This window comes from Rhodomicrobium sp. R_RK_3 (genome assembly GCF_002198715.1).
In the GTDB taxonomy this organism is placed as follows: Bacteria; Pseudomonadota; Alphaproteobacteria; order Rhizobiales; family Rhodomicrobiaceae; genus R-RK-3.
In genome coordinates this window covers 1-22,887 of sequence record NZ_MWLK01000032.1, presented here as the reverse complement: position 1 = coordinate 22,887, position 22,887 = coordinate 1, and the positions used below count along the sequence as shown (strand labels likewise).

General features: G+C 67.0%; 14 protein-coding genes. 11 read left to right on the top strand and 3 right to left on the bottom strand.

Annotation, left to right across the window (positions count from 1 at the left end; all coding sequences use genetic code 11):
- Together BLEFHOIH_RS18695 and BLEFHOIH_RS18690 are read right to left on the bottom strand one after the other, a co-directional pair.
- The gene (locus BLEFHOIH_RS18695) at nucleotides 1-777 is read right to left on the bottom strand and encodes a 4Fe-4S dicluster domain-containing protein (RefSeq protein WP_088347549.1); all 777 of its coding nucleotides are present in this window, start codon (nucleotides 775-777) and stop codon (nucleotides 1-3) included.
- On the bottom strand, nucleotides 774-3,641 hold the full coding sequence (locus BLEFHOIH_RS18690; RefSeq protein ID WP_088347548.1) for a molybdopterin oxidoreductase family protein: 2,868 nt from the start codon (nucleotides 3,639-3,641) through the stop codon (nucleotides 774-776). The genes BLEFHOIH_RS18695 and BLEFHOIH_RS18690 overlap by 4 nt, the downstream gene beginning before the upstream one ends.
- Before the next feature lie 120 nt (nucleotides 3,642-3,761).
- Between BLEFHOIH_RS18690 and BLEFHOIH_RS18685 the strand changes: the two genes are divergently transcribed.
- From BLEFHOIH_RS18685 to BLEFHOIH_RS18635, 11 genes are all read left to right on the top strand, one after another.
- Nucleotides 3,762-4,646: a LysR substrate-binding domain-containing protein gene (locus BLEFHOIH_RS18685; RefSeq protein WP_088347547.1), complete on the top strand. Its 885-nt coding sequence runs from the start codon at nucleotides 3,762-3,764 to the stop codon at nucleotides 4,644-4,646.
- Between the two features lie 370 nt (nucleotides 4,647-5,016).
- Nucleotides 5,017-5,610, top strand: a complete 594-nt coding sequence (locus BLEFHOIH_RS18680; RefSeq protein ID WP_088347698.1) for an ANTAR domain-containing protein — start codon at nucleotides 5,017-5,019, stop codon at nucleotides 5,608-5,610.
- Nucleotides 5,611-5,613: 3 nt separating this feature from the next.
- Complete coding sequence (locus BLEFHOIH_RS18675) at nucleotides 5,614-6,816, top strand: CmpA/NrtA family ABC transporter substrate-binding protein (RefSeq protein WP_088347546.1); 1,203 nt, start codon at nucleotides 5,614-5,616, stop codon at nucleotides 6,814-6,816.
- Nucleotides 6,817-7,202: 386 nt separating this feature from the next.
- Nucleotides 7,203-8,522: a CmpA/NrtA family ABC transporter substrate-binding protein gene (locus BLEFHOIH_RS18670; protein WP_170937257.1), complete on the top strand. Its 1,320-nt coding sequence runs from the start codon at nucleotides 7,203-7,205 to the stop codon at nucleotides 8,520-8,522.
- A 60-nt stretch (nucleotides 8,523-8,582) separates the two neighbouring features.
- Nucleotides 8,583-9,506: a nitrate ABC transporter permease gene (gene ntrB, locus BLEFHOIH_RS18665; protein WP_088347545.1), complete on the top strand. Its 924-nt coding sequence runs from the start codon at nucleotides 8,583-8,585 to the stop codon at nucleotides 9,504-9,506.
- Between the two features lie 10 nt (nucleotides 9,507-9,516).
- Nucleotides 9,517-10,320, top strand: coding sequence for an ABC transporter ATP-binding protein (locus tag BLEFHOIH_RS18660; protein WP_088347696.1), 804 nt, complete (start codon nucleotides 9,517-9,519; stop codon nucleotides 10,318-10,320).
- A gap of 18 nt (nucleotides 10,321-10,338) precedes the next feature.
- Nucleotides 10,339-10,764 carry a globin family protein gene (locus BLEFHOIH_RS18655; protein WP_088347544.1) on the top strand — a complete coding sequence of 142 codons (426 nt, stop codon included), beginning with the start codon at nucleotides 10,339-10,341 and terminating at the stop codon, nucleotides 10,762-10,764.
- A 21-nt stretch (nucleotides 10,765-10,785) separates the two neighbouring features.
- Nucleotides 10,786-11,991 carry an FAD-dependent oxidoreductase gene (locus tag BLEFHOIH_RS18650; RefSeq protein WP_088347543.1) on the top strand — a complete coding sequence of 402 codons (1,206 nt, stop codon included), beginning with the start codon at nucleotides 10,786-10,788 and terminating at the stop codon, nucleotides 11,989-11,991.
- Nucleotides 11,991-13,766, top strand: coding sequence for a NirA family protein (locus BLEFHOIH_RS18645; protein WP_088347542.1), 1,776 nt, complete (start codon nucleotides 11,991-11,993; stop codon nucleotides 13,764-13,766). Before BLEFHOIH_RS18650 ends, BLEFHOIH_RS18645 begins: the two co-directional genes overlap by 1 nt.
- Nucleotides 13,763-15,334, top strand: coding sequence for a sulfite reductase subunit alpha (locus BLEFHOIH_RS18640; protein WP_088347541.1), 1,572 nt, complete (start codon nucleotides 13,763-13,765; stop codon nucleotides 15,332-15,334). Before BLEFHOIH_RS18645 ends, BLEFHOIH_RS18640 begins: the two co-directional genes overlap by 4 nt.
- Complete coding sequence (locus BLEFHOIH_RS18635; protein WP_088347540.1) at nucleotides 15,334-17,994, top strand: nitrate reductase; 2,661 nt, start codon at nucleotides 15,334-15,336, stop codon at nucleotides 17,992-17,994. Before BLEFHOIH_RS18640 ends, BLEFHOIH_RS18635 begins: the two co-directional genes overlap by 1 nt.
- Before the next feature lie 86 nt (nucleotides 17,995-18,080).
- On the opposite strand, the gene BLEFHOIH_RS18630 is transcribed toward BLEFHOIH_RS18635, so the two are convergent.
- Entirely contained in the window at nucleotides 18,081-22,814 is a 4,734-nt protein-coding gene (locus BLEFHOIH_RS18630) for a chemotaxis protein CheB (protein WP_088360689.1), read from the bottom strand.
- Between the last annotated feature and the right edge of the window lie 73 nt (nucleotides 22,815-22,887).

The window sequence follows — 22,887 nt, the reverse complement described above, 5'->3', positions numbered from 1 at the left end:
TCAGCCGAGCCTCTCCAATGCGCGGTCGAGCCAGCCGAGAAAGCCCGTCGCCTCGGGCATGGCGAGTTCGGCCAGCCGGAAATTGCCGTCGATGTCGATGTCCGCCTTGGCGCGCGGCGGCAGATATTTATTCACCGGCCTCGTCCCTTGCTCAGGCATCAGATCGACGCCGCCCCGTTCGGCCACCAGTTTGCTCACCGCCGAGCCCGGATCGCCGAGATCGCCGAAATGTCGGGCACTCGCCGGGCAGGCGCGCACGCAGGCGGGCACCTGGTCGGGCTCGGGAATGTTGTCGTTGTAGATGCGGTCGACACAGAGGGTGCATTTCTTCATCACGCCCGCCGCCGCGTCCATCTCGCGCGCGCCGTAAGGGCAGGCCCAGGCGCAGAGGCCGCAGCCGATGCACATGCTTTCGTCAACCAGCACGATGCCGTCTTCGGCGCGCTTATAGCTCGCGCCGGTCGGGCAGACGGTGACGCAGGGTGCATCGTCGCAATGGAGGCAGGACTTGGGAAAATGCACGATCTGTGCAGATTGCGCCGGTCCTTGTCCTCCCTTACAGCGTGTGGCGGCCGGCGTAATCTCAAAGCTGTGCACACGGTTAAGCCAGGCGCCGGAGGGGCTGGCGCCATAGGCGTCCTGGTCGGAGAGCGGCGCGCCATAGCCGCCGGTGTTCCACTCCTTGCAGGCGACCACGCAGGCATGGCAGCCGACGCAGGTGTCGAGGTCGATGACGAGGCCGAGCTTTTTGCGCGTCGCGGAGGGCAGGGTGGTCATGTCCACTCCTTGCCATAGGCGACTTGGTACGGGCCTTCGGGGACCGGCGAGTCCAGTTCGGGGAAGGCGGGCTCGCTGGCATCTTCGGGCGCGGCCTTTTCCAGCCGGACGCGCAGGTCGTACCAGGCGGCCTGCCCGGTGATCGGATCGGAGTTCGACCAGCGCATACCGTCCGGCTGCTCGGGCATCAGCTCGCCGATGAGATGATTGAGCAAAAAGCCTTTCGTCGCCTCAGGCGCGTCCGGCGACAGCGCCCAGGCGCCCTTGCGCTTGCCGATGGCGTTCCAGGTCCAGACCGTGCGGCCGTTGACGGCGTCCATGCGCGCGACCGGCACCTTGATCCGGCCATGCCGCGAGGTCAGCCAGACCCAGTCGCCGTCGCGGAGATCGTGTTCGTCGCAGACGATGCCGGGGACATAGAGCGGATTCTTGCCGTGGATTTGCCGCAGCCAGGCATTCTGCGAGCCCCAGGCGTGATACATGGCGGCCGGGCGCTGGGTGATCGCGTGCAGGGGGAAGCCGCCGTCCAGCTCGCCCTCGAAGGGCGGATACCAGACCGGCAGCGGATCGAAACTCTTGGCGATGCGGTCGCGCAGATGGTCCGGCGGCTGGCGCTCGCCGAAGCCTTGCGCGGTGAGGCGGAACTTGGCCAGCGGCTCAAGATAGAGCTGGTAGGCATAGGGCACCACCGCGTCGAAGAAGCCCATGCCGATCGCCCATTGCTGATAGTCGGCGTTGAAGGCTTTGAAATAGCGCGCGCTTTCCGGGACGTGGGTGGTCGAGAAGCCGCCATTCGCGATATAGCGGTCGAGCTGCCCCGGATTGGGTGCGCCCCGCCCGGTCTCGCAGCCATTGCCCCGCCATCCGGAGAGCGGACCGACGCCGGGGCGGCGCTGATGGTTGACGATGTAGTCGGCGTAATCCTTGTAGACCGCCTTGCCGTCGGCATCGGTGAAGCCCGGCAGCTTCAGCCGTGCGCCCAGGTCGATCAGCACCGATTGGAAGCCGCGCACCTCACGGTCGGGCTCGATCACCGGCCAGCGGATGGCATCGCCCGCCGCGTCCGGCTCCGAGATCGGGCGGTCGAGCAGCGAGATGCAGTCGTGCCGCTCCAGATAGGTCGTGTCCGGCAGCACCAGATCGGCATAGGCGACCATCTCCGAGGAATAGGCGTCCGAATAGATGATCTTGGGGATGACGTAGTCGCCGCTCTCATCCTTGTCGGCCAGCATGGCCATGACGCCCGCCGTGTTCATTGAGGAGTTCCAGGCCATGTTGGCCATGTACAGGAACAGCACGTCGATGCCGTAAGGGTCGCGCGCATGGGCGTTGGAGATGACCATGTGCATCATGCCGTGCGCGGCGAGCGGCGCGTCCCAGGAGAAGGCCTTGTCGATGCGCGTCGGCTGGCCATCGGCATCGATGGCGAGATCCTCGGGGCCGCGCGGAAACCCGAGATGCGGCCCGCTCAAGGGCGCATTGGGCGACCAGGCGTGATGCGGGCGGGCGTGCGCGTCGATGCCCTTCGGATAGGGCGGCTTGAAGCGGAAGCCGCCGGGGCAATCGACGCTGCCGAGCAGCAATTGCAGCACATGCAGGGCGCGGCAGGTCTGAAAGCCGTTGGAATGGGCCGAGATGCCGCGCATGGCATGGAAGCTGACCGGGCGGCCGATGAAGCGCTCATGGCGGACGCCGCGCAGATCGGTCCAGGGCTGCTCGACGATGATTTCCTCGCGGAAGGCGGTATGGGCCAGCTCGGCGGCGATGCGGCGGATGGTGGCGGCGGGGATGCCGCAGCGCTCGGCGACCGCGTCGGGGCTGTGCTCGGCAAGCAAAAGATGCTCGGCAAGCAGTTCGAAAACGGGCCGCGCCGTCCTGCCATCGGGCAAGGTGACGGCGCCTTTCAGCGCGGGCTTGGCATCCAAGGCATCGAAGGCGCGCAAAGCACCTGTGGCGCGGTCCAAGATCAGCGCCTTGCCGTCCGCGTCCCGCGCGAACAGGCCATGCCCGTCCTTGCCCTCATCGCAGACGACCAGCCAGGGAGCGTTCGAATAGCGGATGAGGAAATCGACATCGACCTCGCCGCTGCGCATCAGCTCATGCGCCAGCGCCAAGACGAACAGCCCGTCCGTCCCCGGGGTTATGCCCACCCATTCATCGGCCACGGCGTTATACCCGGTCCGCACCGGATTGACCGCGACGGTCTTCACGCCGCGCCGCTTCAGCTTGGCCAGCCCCAGCTTCAGCGGATTGGAATCATGGTCCTCCGCGATGCCGAACAGCATAAAGTACTTCGTCTTGTCCCAGTCCGGGGAGCCGAACTCCCAGAACGCGCCGCCGAGCGTATAAATCCCCGCCGCCGCCATGTTCACCGAGCAGAAGCCGCCATGCGCGGCGTAATTCGGCGTGCCGAATTGCTGCGCCCACCAGGAGGTCAGCGACTGGCTCTGGTCGCGCCCGGTGAAGAAGGCGAGCTTGCACGGATTGGTCTCGCGCACCGGCTTCAACCACGACACGGCGAGCGCCAGCGCCTCGTCCCAGGAAATCTCCTTGAATTCGCCGGAGCCTCGCGGGCCGGTCCGCAGCAGCGGCGCGCGCAGCCGCGCGGGCGAGTAATGCTGCATGATCCCCGCCGACCCCTTGGCGCATAAGACGCCCCGGTTGATCGGATGGTCGCGGTTGCCCTCGATATAGCGGACCTTGCCGTCGCGCAGATGCACGTCGATGCCGCAGCGGCAGGCGCACATATAGCAGGTGGTCTTGGCGATGCGGTCGGAGACGTAGGGCGAGCGGTCGAGGCTGTGGCGCTGGGCGTCCTCGCGCTCGGCGGAAACCAAATCCCTCTCGGACGGCACGAACGCCATCGCGTCACCCCAAAACGGCAAATTACGAGCACCAGATTCTATCGACAATGGCAGCACTCGATTCATCGATCCAACAATTTAATATTGTCAGACCAATCGGAAATATCTCTTAATCCGATCATGACACTCGATCAGCTCCGCATTTTTATCGCCGTCGCCGAGCGCGGGCACATGACGCGGGCGGCCGAAAGCGTTGGCATGACCCAATCGGCGGTCTCGGCCGCCATCGGCGCGCTGGAGACCCGCTACGGGGCAAAGCTGTTCGACCGGGTGGGGCGCGGCATTGAGCTGACCGAGACCGGCCGCCGCTTCCTGCCGGAAGCTCGCGCCGTGCTCGACCGCGCCGCGACCGCGCGCTCCGTGCTCGAGGACCTTTCGGCGACGCCGCGCGGGAGCCTTGCCATCGCCGCCAGCCAGACCATCGCCACCTACTGGCTGCCGCGCCGTCTGGCGAGCTTCCATGCCGCCTATCCTGACGTCCGGCTGAGCGTGACCATCGGCAATACGCGCGGCGTCGAGATGGCGGTCGCCGAGGCCGCCGCCGATCTGGGGCTGGTGGAAGGCAGCACGGCGCATCCGGCGCTCACCCGCCAGCGCGTCGATCTCGACCGGCTGGTGCTGGTCGTCTCATCGAACTATCCGGCGCCGCCGATGCTGCCCTCCGGCGGCATCGACCTGCGCGCCGTCTCCTGGGTGATCCGCGAGGAAGGCTCCGGCACGCGCGGCGTACTCGAGGCGCTGGCCCGGCGCGAGGGCATCCCGCTCGACCAGCTCCGGGTTTTCCTGGAACTTCCGAGCAACGAGGCCGTGCGCGAGGCCGTCGAGGCGGGGGCGGGCGCGACGATCATTTCGGAGCATGTGGTGGCGCGCGACATCGCGGCGGGTGTGTTGAGGCCCATCGCCATCGACCTGCCGCAGCGCGAATTCGCCTTGGTGCGCCACAAGAACCGCACGCAGAAGACGGCCGAACGCGCGCTGGTCTCGATGCTGAGCGCGGGGCTGTAAAATCTCATCCGTCGCCCCGGCCGGCAGAGCCGGGGCCTACTCGCCTCTCGGCTGGCGCCGTGCTGGCTGCCCGGCCATTGGGTCCCGGCTCACCGCTTCGCGGTGTCCGGACGACGGGAGGGAGAGGTCCTAAATATCCGGAAAAGCTTGGCCCTCTCACTTTGCGGGAGAGGGCGGACGCCGTCAGGCGGCCGGGTGAGGGGGAGCCGCATTTTCAGCGCGCGCGGCACGGCTAATCCCGCTCGCGCGCCGATTGGCCCTGGACTTACAGCCACATCGGGACAATATCGCTTGTGCCGTCACCGGCTTGGCGGACAATCTGCGCGACCCCTTGGGCAAGATGGAGAGCGAAGCCTTGGCCGCCGAAAGCTTGCAAACCGATCAGGCCCTGCGCATCCTCGTCATCGACGAGGACCCGGCGAGGCGCGCGATCCTGGAAGCGGGCTTGCGCGAGGCGGGCTTTGCCAATGTCACGCTGGTCACCAAGACCACCGGGCTGATCGAGCAGGTCTACGCCATCGACCCCGAAATCATCATCATCGACCTCGAAAATCCGAGCCGCGACGTGCTGGAGCAGATGTTCCAGATGTCGCGCGCGGTCAAGCGGCCGATCGCCATGTTCGTCGATCAGAGCGACCGTTCCACCATCGAGGCTGCGATCGATGCGGGCGTTTCCGCCTATATCGTCGACGGGCTGAAGAAGGAGCGCGTCAAGCCGATCCTCGACATGACCATCGCCCGTTTCCGCGCCTTCGACGCGCTGAAGGCGGAGTTGGAATCGGCCAAGGTCGCGCTGAAGGAGCGCAAGATCATCGACCGCGCCAAGGCGCTGTTGATGAAGAGCAGGGGGCTCAGCGAGGAAGACGCCTATGCGCTGCTGCGGCGGGCGGCGATGAACCAGAACAAGCGCATGGGCGAAGTCGCGGAAAGCCTGATCAGCGCTTATGAATTGCTGAAGGAATAGGCCATGCCGGACGACACGGAAGACGGCGGCCTGCCCATCATCCATGCGGGCTTCATCCCGCTCGTCGATTGCGCGCCGCTGGTCGTCGCGGCGCGGAAGGGTTTTGACACCGAGCAGGGTTTTTCGCTGCGGCTGCATAAGGAAGCGTCCTGGGCCAATATCCGCGACAAGCTCGAGATGGGCATTTTCGATTGCGCGCATCTGCTTGCCCCGATGGCAATCGCATCGACGCTCGGGCTCGGGCGCCCGCCGACGCCGGTGATCGCGCCGATGGCGCTCAATCTGAACGGCAATGTCATCGTGGTCTCGGAGGAGCTATTTGCCGAAATGCACGCCGCCGATCCGGCCGATACGGATGCGGGCGGAATGCGTGCTGCCTGGGCGCTGGCGCGCGTCGTCACGGCCCGGCGGGCGGCGGGTGCGATCCCGCTGACGCTGGGCATGGTCTATCCGTTCTCCTGTCATAATTACGATATGCGCTGCTGGCTCGCCTCGGCCGGCATCGACCCGGATAATGACGTCAACCTCGTCGTCATTCCGCCGCCCTTGATCGCCGACAGTCTCGCCGAAGGCCGCATCGACGGCTTCTGCGTCGGCGCGCCCTGGGGGCGGATCTCGGTCGAGGCAGGGCAGGGGCGCATCATCGCGGCGAAGAACCACCTCTGGCCGAACAGCCCGGAAAAGGTGCTCGGCGTGCGCGAGGATTGGGCGGCGAAAAAACCGGATTTGCTGATCGCGCTGGTCTGTGCGCTGCTGAAGGCGGCGGCGTGGCTGGAGGATCGCGGCAATTTTGTCGAGGCGGCGCATCTGCTGGCCGAGCCGCGCCACATCGGCGTCGCCGAGCCGATGCTTTACGACGCGCTGGCCGGCAATCTGGTCCGCGCCAAGGGCGAGGCGGCAAGGCCCAACCCGGATTTCCTCGTCTTCTCGCGCTATGCCGCCAATTTCCCCTGGCTTTCGCACGCGGAATGGATGGTCCGGCAGATGGAGCGCTGGCGGCAGATCGAGCCGGATATGGACCCCGCTTTAGTGGCGCGGCAGGTCTACCGGCCCGACATTTTCCGGCTGGCCGCCGCCCGGCTCGGCCTGTCCGCGCCGCTTTCCGATAGCAAGGACGAGACCCTTGCAGGGCCATCGGATATACCCGGCAGTCTCGGCCCTATTCGGCTCGGCGGCGGGCTTCCTTTCGGCGTGCCCGGAAAATAGCCACCCATCGCCAATGGCGTGTTGCTAAGCAAAAAATTTCCGCACTGCACAAAACTCCATCAACCCCGATTCCGTCAGATCGCACGGCTTCCACTAGCGCGTTGCTTTCAGCATATTATTTAGCCGCACCGAAACTGGCACGTTTTTTGTATACAACCTGCCGTCGGTGCGTGGCCAATGACGGCCCGGAGAGCGCACCCATCGAACATAACGGCCCGATGAGGGGCCGCTGAGGCAGCGCCGCCAGTCGAAGGAGAGCTTGGGCATGTTCCAGGCCGGCCTTTCGACGCGGCGCTTTTTGTTTGTCCGGAGCCCGAGCGTCCGGACGCGGGATGTTCGACGGCAGCGGGGAATGCCCGGCGCAACCACAGGGGTGATCGAGAAGGATGAGCAAAGTGACAGGCGATCTGAAGACCATTCTGACCAAAAAACATGCCTCGCGCCGCGCCGTGCTGAAGGGCGCCGGCGCCGCCGCCGTGCTGGCCGCCGCCAAAACCGCCTTCCCCTTCGGCGCCCATGTCGCCTGGGCGGCCGGTCCCGAGACGACCAAAGCCGTGCTCGGCTATATCGCGCTGATGGATGCGGGCCCGCTCGTCGTGGCGAAGGAGAAGAAGCTCTTCGCCAAATACGGCATGCCCGATGTCGAGGTGAACAAGCAGGCCTCCTGGGGCGCGACGCGCGACAATCTCGTGCTCGGCGGCGCGGCGAACGGCATCGACGGCGCGCATATCCTGACGCCCATGCCCTATCTGATCTCGACCGGCAAGGTTACGCAGAACAACGTGCCGACGCCGATGTACATCCTGGCGCGGCTGAATCTCGACGCGCAGGCGATCTCGGTCTCCAACGAATATCAGGACCTCAAGGCGAGCGTCGATGCCTCCTCGCTGAAGGCCGCTTTCGCCAAGAAGAAGGCCGAGGGCAAGGAGGTCAAGGTCGCCGTCACCTTCCCCGGCGGCACGCATGATTTGTGGATGCGCTACTGGCTGGCCGCCGGCGGCATCGACCCGGACAAGGACGTGCAGACCATCGTCGTGCCGCCGCCGCAGATGGTGGCGAACATGAAGGTCGGCAATATGGATGCCTTCTGCGTCGGCGAGCCCTGGAATGGCCAGTTGGTCAACCAGGGCATCGGCTACACCGCCTGCGCCACCGGCGAGATCTGGTCCAAGCATCCGGAAAAGGCGCTGACCCTGCGCGCCGATTTCGTCGACAAGAACCCCAACGCCGCCAAGGCCATCCTCACCGCCGTGATGGAAGCGCAGATCTGGTGCGACAAGATGGAGAACCGCGCCGAACTCGCCGAGATCGTCGGCAAGCGGCAGTGGTTCAACGTGCCCGTCGCCGACATCGTCGGCCGCCTCAAGGGCGATTACGATTACGGCAATGGCCGCGTCGAGACCGGCACCAAGCAATATATGAAGTTCTGGGAGGGCTTTGCCTCCTATCCCTATAAGAGCCACGATGCCTGGTTCGTCGCCGAGGATATCCGCTGGGGCAAGTTCGAGGCCAAGACCGACATCAATGCCCTCGTCGACAAGGTCAACCGCGAGGACATCTGGCGGGCGGCCGCCAAGGATCTGGGTGTCGCCGCGCCGGAGGGCACGTCGCGCGGGGCCGAGACCTTCTTCGACGGCAAGGTGTTCGATCCGGCCGATCCCATGGCCTATCTGAAATCGCTCTCCATCAAACGCGCCGAAGTCTGATGCCTGGCCGTCCGGCCCTCTCCAAGCGGCGGAGAGGGCCGGCCTTTCACGGAGCTTGCCATGACCCGACCTCTGATCAATGCCGAAGCGCTCCGCGGCGCCGTCAAGGTGACGCGCGCCGGTTCCGTGCCCCTCCCATCAGACGCGGCCCCCCCGGCCGCGCCGCCCGCGCGCTATGATTTCGCCGGCGCTGCGCTGAAACAGGCCAAGGCCGTAGCGACCGCCGTCGTGCCGCCGCTGATCGTGCTGTTCCTCATGCTGGTCTTCTGGCAGCTCGCCACATCAGCCCCCAATTCCAGCCTGCCGTCGCCGACGAAAATCTGGGCGGACAGCAAGGATCTGATCGTCTCGCCCTTCTTCAATTACGGCCCGCAGGACCTCGGCCTCGGCTGGCGCGTGCTCGTGAGCCTCGAGCGGGTCGCCTATGGCTTCGGCCTCGCCGCCATCGCCGGCATCGCGCTCGGCGCGCTGGTCGGCCAGAGCCAATGGGCGATGCGCGGGCTCGATCCGATCTTCCAGGTGCTGCGCACCGTGCCGCCGCTCGCCTGGCTGCCGCTCTCGCTCGCCGCCTTCCGCGACGCCAACCCTTCGGCGATCTTCGTCATCTTCATCACCGCGATCTGGCCGATCATCATCAACACCGCCGTCGGCATCCGCAACATCCCGCAGGATTACCGCAACGTTGCCGCCGTCTTGCGCCTCAACCAGCTCGAATTCTTCTGGCGCATCATGCTGCCGTCGGCCGCGCCCTACATCTTCACCGGCCTGCGCATCGGCGTCGGCCTGTCGTGGCTCGCCATCGTGGCGGCGGAAATGCTGACCGGCGGCGTCGGCATCGGCTTCTTCATCTGGGACGCGTGGAACTCCTCGCGGCTGTCCGACATCATCGTCGCCCTCGTCTATATCGGCGTCGTCGGCTTCCTGCTCGACCGGCTTGTCGCGCTCGTCGGACGGATTGCCGCGCGCGGCGCACCTGGCGTTTGAGGAGACCAGCATGATCCCGCAAAAACCGCTTCTGAAACTGGAACAGGTCGACAAGGCGTTCGAGCGCGGCGGCCAGAGCTCGGTCGTGCTGAAGGGCGTCGACCTCGCCGTCGAGAAGGGCGAATTCGTCTCCATCATCGGCCATTCCGGCTGCGGCAAATCCACGATGCTGAATCTCATCGCGGGGCTGACCCGCGTCACCAGCGGCGTGGTGTTCCTGGAGAACAAGGTGGTCGACGCGCCCGGCCCCGACCGCGCCGTGGTGTTTCAGAACCACTCCCTGCTGCCCTGGCTCAGCGTCTACGACAATGTCCGCATCGGCGTCGACAAGGTGTTCTTCCGCACGAAATCGCGGGCCGAGCGGCATCTGTGGACCATGGAGAAGCTCGAACTGGTGCAGATGGCCCACGCCAGGGACAAGCGCCCGTCCGAAATCTCCGGCGGCATGAAGCAGCGCGTCGGCATCGCGCGCGCCCTGGCGATGGAGCCGAAGGTGCTGCTGATGGACGAGCCCTTCGGCGCGCTCGACGCGCTGACCCGCGCCCATCTCCAGGATCAGGTCATGGCCATCCATGCCGGGTTGCAGAACACCGTCATCATGATCACCCACGACGTCGACGAGGCCGTGCTGCTCTCGGACCGCATCGTCATGATGACCAACGGCCCGGCCGCCAAGATCGGCGAGATCCTGACCGTCGATCTGCCGCGCCCGAGGAAGCGCCTCGAGCTGGTCGCGGACCCGGCCTACATCCGCGCGCGCCAGCGCGTGCTGGAATTTCTGTATGAGCGCCATGGCTTCGTCGAAGCCGCCTGACCCGAGGAGGAGATCTGCATGAATGCGCATGACGTTGCATTGATCCAGTCCAGCTTTGCCCAAGTGAAGCCCATCTCCGATCAGGCGGCCGCGCTGTTCTACGGCCGGCTGTTCGAGATCGCGCCCGAGGTGAAACCGCTCTTCCAGTCCGACATGACCGAGCAGGGCCGCAAGCTGATGGGCACGCTCGGCTATGTCGTCGGCGGCCTGAGCGACCTCGTGACGATCCTGCCGGCGGCGAGCGCACTCGCCAAGAAGCATGTCGGCTATGGCGTGCAGCCCGACCATTACGGCCCGGTCGGCGAGGCGCTGCTGTGGACGCTGGAAAAGGGCCTCGGCGATCAGTGGACGCCGGATACCGCCACCGCCTGGGCGAGGGCCTATTCGACCCTCTCCGGCTACATGATTTCCGAGGCCTATGACGCGGCGGCGATGGCGGAATGAACAGGGCAGGGTGAGCAGCATATGACGAAATCCATCGTCGTCGTCGGCAATGGCATGGCGAGCGTGCGGTTCCTGCAGGAATTTTTCGCGCGCGATGTCGATGCCTTCGCGGTGACCGTGATCGGGGCGGAGCCGGAGGCGGGCTATAACCGCATCCTGCTCTCGCCCATGCTGGCGGGCGAGATCGCCTGGGCGGACGTGCAATTGCGCCCGGCCGAATGGTATGCCGATCTCGGCATCGAGCTGGTGACGGGCGATGAGGTCGTGACACTCGATCCGGCGGGCAAGAGCGTGACCTGCGCCAGCGGCTTGGTGCGCCATTTCGATGCCTGCGTGCTGGCGACCGGTTCCGATCCGATCCGGCTGCCGGTCCCTGGCGCGAACCTGCCCGGCGTGGTGACGTTCCGCACGGCGGCCGATGTCGCGGTCATGCTGGCGGCGGCGCGGGCCGGAGCGCCGGCGGTGGTGATCGGCGGCGGCTTGCTCGGCATCGAGGCGGCTTACGGGCTGGCCAAGCTGGGCATCAAGGTCACGCTCATCCACCTCATGGACCGGCTGATGGAGCGTCAGCTCGACGCCGAAGCGGCGGCGTTGCTGGCTGATGCCCTGCGCGCGAAAGGCATCGAACTGCTGCTCGGGGCGCAGACCGCCGCCATCTCAGGACAAGGCGCCGTGGCATGCGTCACGCTGAAGGATGGCCGCGAATTGCCATGCGGGCTCGTCGTCATGGCGGCGGGCGTCCGGCCGCGCACCGGGCTGGGCAAGAGCGCCGGGCTCGCCGTCAATCGTGGCATCCTGATCGATGACCGCCTAGCGACCTCGCGGCCCGGCATCTACGCCATCGGCGAATGCGCGGAGCATCGCGGCGCCTGCTATGGCCTCGTCGAGCCGGCCTATGAGCAGGCGGCGACGCTTGCCGGGCATCTCTGCGGGGAAGCGGTTGACTATGCGGGGTCCGTGCCGGCGGCGAACCTAAAGGTCTCCGGCGTGCCCGTGTTCTCGGCGGGCGACTTCGAAGGCATCGGCGCGGAAGCCATCATCCTGCGCGACGATCTCATCCCGGCCTACCGCAAGCTCGTCATCCGCGACGGGCGGCTCGCGGGCGCCATCCTCTACGGCGATACCGACGATTCCTTCTGGTATCTCGACCTGATCCGCTCGGGCGCGCCGCTCGGCGCGCGCCGCGCCATGCTGGCCTTCGGCCAGGCCTATGCGGAGGCCGCATGATGGGCGCACAGGATTTTTCCGAGGAACAGCGCCGCTATCTCGAAGGCTTCGTCTCCGGCGTGCAGGCGGGACGTGTCGCGAAAGGGCTGAAGCCGCTCGGCGCGCTGGGCTCCGGCACCGCTGAGCCGACCGGTCCCGACGCGCCGCATCTGAAGGCCATGGCGCGTACCGAGGCCGATGGCAAGAAGCTCGTCAATGAAGAGAAGGCCAAGCGCGACGATCACCCGTTCGATGCCTATACGCGGCTGAAATCGGAGGCGGAGGCCGGGCAATTCCCGAAGGGCGTCGATAATTTCCGCTGGCGCTTCCACGGCTTGTTCTACGTCGCGCCGAACGAAGATTTCTTCATGTGCCGGCTGCGCATCCCGAACGGCATCCTGAAGCACTGGCAATTCGCCGGTGTCGCGGATCTCGCCGAGCGCCATGGCGGCGGCTTCGCGCATGTGACGACCCGGGCCAATCTGCAGATCCGCGAGATCCCAGCGGCGCAGGGCCCCGCGCTGATCGAGCGCCTGTCGGAGATCGGCCTTGCCTGCAAGGGCGCGGGCGCGGACAATATCCGCAATGTCACCGGCGCGCCGACGGCGGGCATCGACCCGCAGGAGCTGATCGACACGCGCCCTTATGCGCGGGCGTGGCATCACCACATCCTCAACAACCGCACGCTTTACGGCCTGCCGCGCAAATTCAATGTCGGCTTCGACGGCGGCGGCATCATCCCCGTGCTGGAGGACACCAACGACATCGCCTTCACCGCCGTCACGGTGACGGGTGGCGCGGAGCCGGGCGTCTGGTTCCGGCTCGGCCTCGGCGGCATCACCGGCCATCAGGATTTCGCCCGCCCGACGGGCGCGTACGTCAAGCCGGACGAGGCCGTCAGGGTGGCCGACGCCATCGTGCGCGTCTATATCGACCACGGCGACCGCACCAACCGGACCAAGGCGCGGCTGAAATATCTGCTCGACGCCTGGGGCTTTGAGAAATTCCTCGCCGCCGTCGAGGAGAAACTCGGCCGCAAGCTCGCCCGGCTGCCGGATGAGGCGGTGATCGCGCCGCCGCGCCAGGATAGGCAGGCGCATGTCGGCGTGCATCCGCAATCGCAGGACGGACTGGTCTGGGTCGGCGTGGTGCTGCCGGTCGGCAAAATGACGTCGGCCCAGATGCGCGGCATCGCGGAAATTTCCCGCGCGCTCGGCGACGGCGATATCCGGCTGACGGTCTGGCAAAACTTGCTGATCTCGGGCGTGCGCGCCGAGAATGCCGAGACCGTTGAAGCGCGGCTGCGCGAGATCGGCCTCACCGCCAAGGCGACCAGCGTGCGCGCCGGGCTTATCGCCTGCACCGGCAATAAGGGCTGCAAATTCGCCGCCTCCGACACCAAAGGCACGGCAATGGCCATCGCGGATTGGGTCGAGCCGCGCGTCGCGATGGATGCGCCCGTCAACATCCACCTGACCGGCTGCCACCATTCCTGCGCCCAGCATTATATCGGCGACATCGGACTGCTCGCCACGCGCGTGCCGCTGGAAGGCAGCGACGACACCGTCGAGGGCTTCCATGTGCTGGTCGGCGGCGGCTTCGGACCGGATGCCATGATCGGCCGCGAGGTCTTCCACGATGTGAAGGCAGAAGATTGCCCGCGCCTCGTCGAAAAAATGCTGCGCGGCTATATGGCCGGACGCGCGGGCGCCGGGGAATCCTTCCAGGCTTTCACCCGCCGCCACGAGCCGGAGGCACTAAATGCCCTCTTCGACGCGGTGGAGGCCGCTGAATGACCATCCAAGCGCCGCAAGCCTTCGTGCCGCCGCAAGATGCCCCGCTGATCCCGCCGACGGCGCCCTTTTCGGATGCGCAGCGGGCATGGCTGAACGGCTTCTTCGCCGGGCTGCTGTCCTTTGAGACGCCGCAAACTACCCCCGCACCAGCCGAGGCCGATGACGGCGCGCCCTGGCACGATCCCGCCATGCCTTTGCCCGAGCGTATGACCCTCGCGGAGAACCGCCCCTTGCCGAGAAAGCTTTTCGCCGCGATGGCGCAGCAGGATTGCGGCCAATGCGGCTATCTCTGCGAGAGCTATGCGGAGAAGCTGTTCAAGGGCGAGGAGGCCCGGCAGAATCTCTGCGTCCCCGGCGGCAAGGAAACCAGCCGGATGCTGAAAACGCTGCTGGCCGAGGCAGGGGGTGTGGCTCCGGCGGCAGTCGTGGCGGAAACGCCGAAACCCGCCGCGATCCCGGGCTATTCGCGTGAAGCCCCCGTCGAGGCCACCTTCCTCGGCGCCCGGCGGCTCACCGGCGAGACCTCCGAGAAGGACGCGCGGCACGTCGAATTCGACCTCGATGGCTGCGGCCTCGACTACGCGCCCGGCGACAGCTTTGGCCTGTTCGCCCAGAACGACCCCGCCCTCGCGGACGCGGTGCTCGCCGCCATGCGCGCGCCCGCCGATTTCCCGGTCGGCGGCAAAACGCTGCGCGCCGCGCTGATCGAGGATTATTCGCTCGGCCTCGCCCCCGACATGCTGTTCGAGCTGATGGGCTACGTCACCGGCGGCGAGCGGAGGCGCAAGGCGAAGCTTCTGGCCCAAGGCGGCGACCCGGACGGCGATGCCGCGACGCTCGACGTGCTGGCGGCGCTGGAGAAATTCGCGCCCGTCCATCCCGACCCGGAAGCCTTCCTGGAAAGCCTCGAGCCGCTTCAACCGCGCCTCTATTCCATCTCGTCTTCCCCGGCGGCGACGCCCGGCAAGCTCGCGCTGACTGTCGACGCCGTCCGCTATGCCATCGGCGAGCGCGGCCGCCTCGGCGTCGCCTCGACCTTCCTGGCCGACCGGCTGACGCCCGGCGCACGCGTCAAAGTCTACATTCAGAAGGCGCACGGCTTCGGCCTGCCCGCCGATCCCGCGACGCCGATCATCATGGTCGGGCCGGGCACCGGCATCGCCCCCTTCCGCTCCTTCCTCTGGCACCGCAAGGCGACCGCCGCGCCGGGCAGGAACTGGCTGTTCTTCGGCCATCAGCGCGAGCATTGCGACTTCTTCTACCGCGAGGAAATCCACCAATTCGCCGTCGACGGGGTGCTGACGCATCTGTCGACCGCCTGGTCGCGCGACGGCGAGCGCAAGGTCTATGTGCAGGACAAGATGCGCGAAGCGGGCGCCAAACTCTGGGCGTGGCTCGGCGAGGGGGCGCATGTCTATGTCTGCGGCGATGCCAAGCGCATGGCCAAGGATGTGGAAAACGCGCTGGCCGAGTCCGTCGCCGTGCATGGCGGCATGAGCGAGACGGCGGCCAGGGCTTTTGTCGGCAAGCTCAAGGCGGATGGTCGCTATCAGCAGGATGTCTATTGATGCGGCTCCATGAGACAAAGCCGGTGAAGACGACCTGTCCCTATTGCGGCGTCGGCTGCGGCGTGATGGCCAAGCCCGACGGGCTCGGCAATGCGGTCATTCTGGGCGACGTCACCCATCCGGCCAATTACGGGCGGCTCTGCGTCAAGGGCGCCGCCCTCGGCGAAACCATCGATCTGGAGGGGCGGCTGCTCCACCCGGAAATCGGCGGCGCGCGCGTCGGCTGGGACGCGGCGCTCGCGGAATTGGCGGCAGGTTTCCGCCGCATCGCGGCGGAGCATGGGCCGGAAGCGATCGCCTTCTACCTCTCCGGCCAGTTGCTGACCGAGGACTATTACGTCGCCAACAAGCTGGCCAAGGGCTTTATCGGCACGCCGCATGTCGACACCAATTCGCGGCTGTGCATGGCGTCCTCCGTCGCGGGGCACAAGCGGGCTTTCGGCGCGGATGTGGTGCCGCAATGCTATGAGGATTTGGACGTGGCCGATCTGATCGTGCTGGCGGGATCGAACGCCGCCTGGTGCCACCCCATCCTCTATCAGCGCATCCAGAAGGCGCGCGAGCGTAGCGCCCGCGTCGTCAATATCGACCCGCGCGCCACGGCGACCACCGAGGGCTCGGATCTGCAGCTCTCCATCGCCCCCGGCTCCGACATCGCCTTGTGGAACGGGCTGCTGGTCTGGCTGGCGGACCACGGTGCGCTCGACGCGGAGTTCATCGAGGCGCATACGAACGGGTTCGAAACCGCGCTGGCCGAGGCGCGCGCGCAGTCGGGTGACGTCAGCGCGGCGACCGGCCTGGACGCCGCCGAGATCGAGCGCTTCTACCGCTGGTGGGCGGAGACGCCGCGCGTCGTCTCCTGCTACAGCCAGGGCGTCAACCAGTCGGCGCAAGGGACGGACAAGGTCAACGCCATCCTCAATTGCCATCTGGCGACCGGCCGGATCGGCAAGACCGGCTGCGGCCCGCTCTCCTTGACCGGCCAGCCCAATGCGATGGGCGGCCGCGAGGTGGGCGGCATGGCCAACATGCTCGCCGCCCATATGGACTTCTCCGAAGCCGAGCGGAGCCGCGTGCGCCGCTTCTGGAACGCCCCGAACCTCGTCGCCGGGCCGGGGCTGAAGGCGGTGCAGATGTTCGAGGCGATCCAGCGTGGGCAGATCAAGGCGCTCTGGGTGATGGGCACCAATCCCGCCGTCAGCCTGCCCGACGCCGATGGCGCGCGGGCGGCGCTTACAAAACTCGAGCTGTTCGTGATCTCGGAAAACGTCGCCTCGACCGACACGGCGGCGCTTGCCCATATCCGCCTGCCCGCCGCCGCCTGGGGCGAGAAGGACGGCACCGTCACCAATTCGGAGCGGCGGATTTCGCGCCAGCGCGCCTTCCTGCCGCTGCCCGGCGAGGCGCGGCCAGACTGGCGCATCCTCGCCGAGGCCGCCGCGCATCTGGGCTGGGGCGGCGATTTCGCCTATGCCGGCCCGGCCGATATTTTCCGCGAGCACGCGGCGCTGTCGGGTTTCGAGAATGACGGCCAGCGCGCTTTCGACATTTCCGCGCGCGAATGCATGACCAAGGCCGAATGCGAGCAGATGCGCCCGTTTCAGTGGCCGCATCCACGCGGCGGCGCGCCGACGCGGCGGCTGTTCGCCGATGGCCGCTTCTTCACGCCGGACGGCAAGGCGCAGTTCGTGGCGGCGGGCGGCGCGGGGCTGGCGGCGGCGGTGTCGGCGGACTGGCCGCTGGTGCTGAACACCGGCCGCATCCGCGACCAGTGGCACACCATGACGCGCACCGGCAAATCCGCGCGCCTGTCGCAGCACATTGCCGAGCCGTTCGTCGAGATCCATCCCGAGGATGCGGCGCGGTTCGGGCTAGCGGGCGGCGGCCTTGCCGAAGTGAAGACGGCCTATGGCGCTGTGGCGCTGCGGGTGGTGCTGGCTGAGGGGCAGCGGCCGGGATCGTTGTTCGCGCCGATGCATTGGTCGGCGGAAAATAGCGGCGCGGCGAGGGTCTGCGCGCTGGTGCAGCCGCTCACCGATCCGGTGTCGGGGCAGCCGGAATCCAAGGCGACGCCGGCGCACATCCGGCCGCTGGCGGCGTCGCATTGGGGCTATTGCCTGTCGCGGGAGATGCTGCGGCCCGATGGCTGCGCCTATTGGTCGGCATCGCGGGTCGCGGGGGGATTCTTGACGGGTTTCGCGCTGGAGGCGCCGGAGGAGGGACTGGCCGCATGGGCGCGCGGGCTGGCGGGGCAGGGGGACTTGGCGGAGTTCGAGGACGCGGGGCTCGGCATTTTCCGCGCGGCGCGCCTCGATGACGGGCGGCTGATCGCCGCCATCCATGTCGCGCCGGAGCCGGCTGAGCCGCCGGGCGAATGGCTGACCTCGCTGCTGTCGAAACAGCGGCTGACGCCGGAGGATCGCCGCGCCATCCTCGCCGGGCGTCCGGCGAGCGGCGCGGTCAACCGGGAGGGCGGCATCGTCTGCGTCTGCTTCCAGGTGCGCGCGGCGCGGATCGCGGCGGCCATCGCCCAAGGCGCCGACAGCGCCGAGGCGGTCGGGCTGGTGCTGCGCGCGGGCACCAATTGCGGCTCCTGCGTGCCGGAGATCAAGCGGATGCTGAAGGACACGCCGCAGACATTCAGGGCGGCGGCGGAGTAGGCGTCACTGTCATCCCCGCTTTCGGGGGGATGACAGTAGAGGGGAGGAGAGGCCGGATCGTACCGCTGGCATTGCGCGCCGAGCCATTATTCCACTTCGCCCGCCGCCAGCGCCACGCGGAACAGGGCGAACACCGAGCGCGCGCCGAACTTGCGCATGATCGCGGCGCGGTGGTTGTCGACCGTGCGCTGGCTGATGTTGAGCTGCTGGGCGATCTTCTTGCTCGGCGCGCCGGCGAGCACCATGTCGAGGATCTGCCGCTGCCGCGCGGTCAGGCTGCCGATCTTGGAGGCGGCGACGACACGCTCGGTCGAGACGCGCGACCCCTCATGCGAGAAGCGCAGGGCCCGCTCGATGCTGGCGAGCAATTCGCTCTGCTGGATCGGCTTTTCGATGAAATCGAAAGCCCCCGCCTTCATCGCCGTCACCGCCATCGACACGTCGCCATAGCCGGTAATCATGATGACGGGCAGAGCCGGCTTCATGCCGGCCAGCCGCTCGATCAATTGCAGGCCGCCGATGCCGGGCATCCTGACGTCGGCGATCAGGCAGCCGCCCTGGTCGGGCGAATAGGAGGCCAGGAAGGCGGCGCCGTCCGGGTAGGTCTCGGCGCGGTAGCCATGCGTCTCCAGCATCTCGCCGATGCTCTCGCAGAGCTGGCGGTCGTCGTCGACGACGAAGATCGTCGGCGCCATCGATTTGCGGCCGCCCAGCATGCCGTTGATATGGCGGATCAGCGTCCGCGCATCGGCCGGCTTGTAGAGATGCACGAGGCCCTTGCCGGCGATGTCCAGGAGCGTCGCGGCGGAAATGTCGCCGGTCAGCAGGATGGCGGGGATCTTGCGGCCCGCCGCCTCCTCGATCTGGGCGACGACTTCGAGGCCGTTGGGGCCGGGCAGATTATAATCGGCGACGATGAGGTCGAGATTCATGCCGCGCTCGGCGGCGATGGCGAGCGCCTGCTCACCGTCATAGGCGGCATAGGTGGTGCAGCCCCGGCTGTCGAGCAGCAGTTTCAGCGTATTGCGGACCTCGGCATCGTCCTCGACGACCAGGATGGTATGGGCACGCTCCGAAATCACCGCCGGCGCCGGCGCCGGCTCGGCTGGGGCGGGGCTGGCCCGTTCCAGGAGCAGCGGCGGCGCCATGCCGGCGCTCGCCGAACCCGGCACCACTGGCACCTTGACCCGGAACACCGAGCCATGTCCGACGCGTGATTGAACGCTGACCGGCGCATCGAGCAGATCGGCGAGGCGCTGCACGATCGACAGGCCGAGCCCGAGCCCCTTGGAGCGCTTGGCGACGCGATTGTCGAGCTGGTGGAATTCCTTGAAGATCGCGCCCAGCTCGGTCTCGGGAATGCCAACGCCGGTATCCCAGACCTCGATGCTCAGATCGGCGCCGCGCCGGCGGCAGCCGATCAGCACCCTGCCTTCGCTGGTGTATTTGGTGGCGTTTGACAGCAAATTGCGCAGGATCTGGCCGAGCAGGCGCGGATCGCTGTGCACCGTCAGGCTGCACGGCACGACGCGCAGGTCGAGGCCATGGCTTAGCGTGTGAAGCTCGAATTCGGTCTGCAACTGGCCGAGCAGGTCGTTGATGGCGAAATCGGTGAAGCGCGGCTGCACGACGCCGGCTTCGAGCTGGTTCACGTTCAGCAGCTTGTCCAGCAGGCTCGACATCGCCACGACGGTGTTGTCGAGCCGGTCGATCAGCTTCGAGGTGACCGGGTCGGAGACGCCGTCGGCGAGCATCCCCTGCAGCAGGTTCATGGTCTGCAAGGGCTGGCGCAGATCGTGGCTGGCCGCCGCGAGGAAGCGCGATTTGGCCAGATTGGCGCGCTCGGCTTCGTCCCTGGCGGCGGCGAGGGCTTCGGCCTTGACCTTGTCGTCGGTGACGTCGTCGATGGAGATCAGCAGACGCCGCTGGTCGGATACGCTGGTGACGATCTCGCGCGCGCTGAGCCGCATGGTGCGGGTGCCGAGGTTGGGCAGTTGCAGCGTCAGCTCCAAATCGTCAGCGTGCTGGCCGATCTTGACCGGGGCGACGAAGGCGGCCAGCACCTCCGGGTCCAGTTGCCCGCCCAGCGTCAATGGCTTGCCGACGCTGGACGCGGCATTGCCGAACACGGAGAAGAAGGAGGCGCTGGCGGACAGGATGCGCAGATTCTCGTCGAGCACCACGAGCGGCTGCTTGATGGTGGCGATGATCGCCTCGGCATAGGCCTTGGCCGCCTCGATCTTCTGCTCGGCCGCCTTCATCTCGGAAATGCCGGCGAAGGTGATGACGACGCCCTCGACCTCATTGCCGTTGATGCGGTAGGGCAGGATCGAGCGGATATACCAATTGCCGTCATGGCTTTCGATTTCGCGCCGGATCGGCTCGGCCTTGGCGAAGACGGTGCGGGCGTCGGCCAGGAGGGCGTCGTCGTCGAAGCGCTGGGCGAGATCGTCGAGCGGGCGGCCGATATCGGCGCTGATGACGCCGAACAGCGAGCGCGCCGCCGGCGTGAAGAAGCGGATGTTGAGGCCGGCATCCAGGAACAGCGTCGCCACGTCCGACGAGTTCAGGATGTTCTGCATGTCGGCGGCGGTGGCGCGCTGCTGCTCCAGCGTCTCCTGCAATTGCGCGTTGAGGGCGGTCAGCTCCTCGTTCAGCGACTGCAATTCCTCCTTGGAGGTCTCCAGCTCCTCGTTGGTGGACTGGAACTCCTCATTGGTCGACAGCGCCTCCTCATTGGCGGCGCGCAGGTCTTCGTTGGAGATTTCCAGGTCGCGGATGGCGGCGTTGAGCTCCTTGCGGGTCTCGTCGAGCTCCTGCTCGAGCTGCATGACGCGGGTCGCGTCCTCGGGCGCCTGCAGGACGTCGGAGGCCGGGGCCGCGCGCTCGGGCTCCTCGATGAAGCTGACCAGAAACACGCCTTCCGCCGGAACCGGCTGGACGGCGATCTTCACGCCGAAGGCAGCGCCGTCGCGGCGCACCTGCGCGCCCAGCTTCCAGGTCAGTTGCTTGGTCTCGCGGGCGCCTTCGAGCGCGGCGCGCAGCTTTGGCCTGAGGCCGTCGCGCGCCATCACCAGAATGCTGCGATTGGCCTCGCCGGGCACGACATGCAGGAAGCGGTCGACGGCGCCGGAATAGAACAGCGCCTCATATTTCTTGTCGACCAGCACGGCGGGCGGCGCGAAGGCGTTCAGCAGCAGCTTTGAGGCCAGATCCTCGAAATTGGTCCGGTGCACCATCTTGCGGATGGTGAGGGCGGCCGGCGGCCCTGGGCGTTCCCTGGCTGGGCCGCTCGGCGGGAATTCGACCTCGCCGGGGCGGCTGTCGGTGATGTGGCGGTAGATGCGCTGCTTCTTGCTGATCGCCTCGAAGCGGTCGGAGAACTTGCCGACCGTCTCGGAGCGGCCGAGGAACAGCACGCCGTCGACGCGCAAGGCGAAGTGGAACAGCGACAGGATCTGCTCCTGCGCATCGGCGCGCAGGTAGATGAGCACATTGCGGCAGGAGATCATGTCGAGCCGCGAGAAGGGCGGGTCGGCGAGCAGGTCCTGCACGGTGAAGACCACGGCCTCGCGCAGGTCGCGCACGGCGCGGAAGCCGTCGCCCTCGCGCGAGAAGAAACGCGCCAGCCGCTCCGGGCTGATCTGCTGCTCGGTCTCGCGGCCATAGACGCCGGCGCGCGCGAAGGCGACGGAATGCGCATCGACGTCGGAGGCAAAGACTTGGAGCTTGACGTTGCGCTTGGATTTGCCGATCGCCTCCAGGAACAGGATGGTCAGCGAATAGACTTCCTCGCCGGTCGAGCAGCCGGGCACCCAGATGCGCAAGGGCCGGTCGAGCGGCTGGGCGGCGATCATCTCGGGGATAATGTTGGCGGCGAGCACTTCGAAGGCGGTCGCATCGCGGAAGAATTGCGTGACGTTGATCAGCAGATCCTGAGCGAGGCTGTCCAATTCGCCCGGATCGCCCCGCAGCATCTCGACATAGGCGGCGGCGTCGGTGATGCTGGCGAGCGACATGCGCCGCTCGATGCGCCGGGTCAGCGTGCCGGTCTTGTAGAGCGAGAAATCCTGGCCGGTCTTCTCCCGCACCAGTTCGAGGATTTCCATGAACTGCTTGTCGCCGCTGGCCTTTTCCCCGGTCTTGGCGTTGGTCGAGCGCAGGTTGGCGCGCGCCGCCTGCACCACCAGCGCGGCCGGGATCTCCGCCACCGGCAGGATCAGATCGACCTGCCGCGTCTTGATGGCGCTTTTGGGCATGCCGTCGAAGGCGGCGTCGGCCGGATCCTGGACGATGGCGAAGCCGCCCTTGGCCTTGATCGCCTTGATGCCCTCGGTGCCGTCCGAGCCGGTGCCGGACAGCACGACGGCGATGGCGCGTTCGCCGCAGTCGGCGGCCAGCGAGCGCAGGAAGAAATCGAAGGCCATGCGCGCGCCGTGGCGTTCGGTCGGCTCGGTCAGCCGCAGCCTGCCGCCCTCGATGGCGAGCGAGACGCCCGGCGGGATAAGATAGATGCGGTCCGGCTCGACCACGGTGCCCTCGGTGGCCTGCGTCACCGGCATGCGGGTATGGCTGGCGAGCAGGTCGCCCATCAGGCTGGCATGTAGCGGGTCGAGATGCTGGACGAGGATGAAAGCCATGCCGGTATCGGCCGGCAGCGGCGCCAGAAAGGCCTTGAAGGCGTCGAGACCCCCGGCGGACGCACCGATCCCGACGATCGGAAACCGCCGCGCGGAGGCGGCGCCGACTGCGCTTGTCACAGCGTGCTCGGCGTGAGCCGTATCGGCATCCCGCGCTTGCCCTTCGTGTTGCGACGGCATGAAACCATCCTTCCGCCCCGTTTGGCGGATCCGCAACGAAAACGACTCATATCACGATTGCGGTGATCTCGTA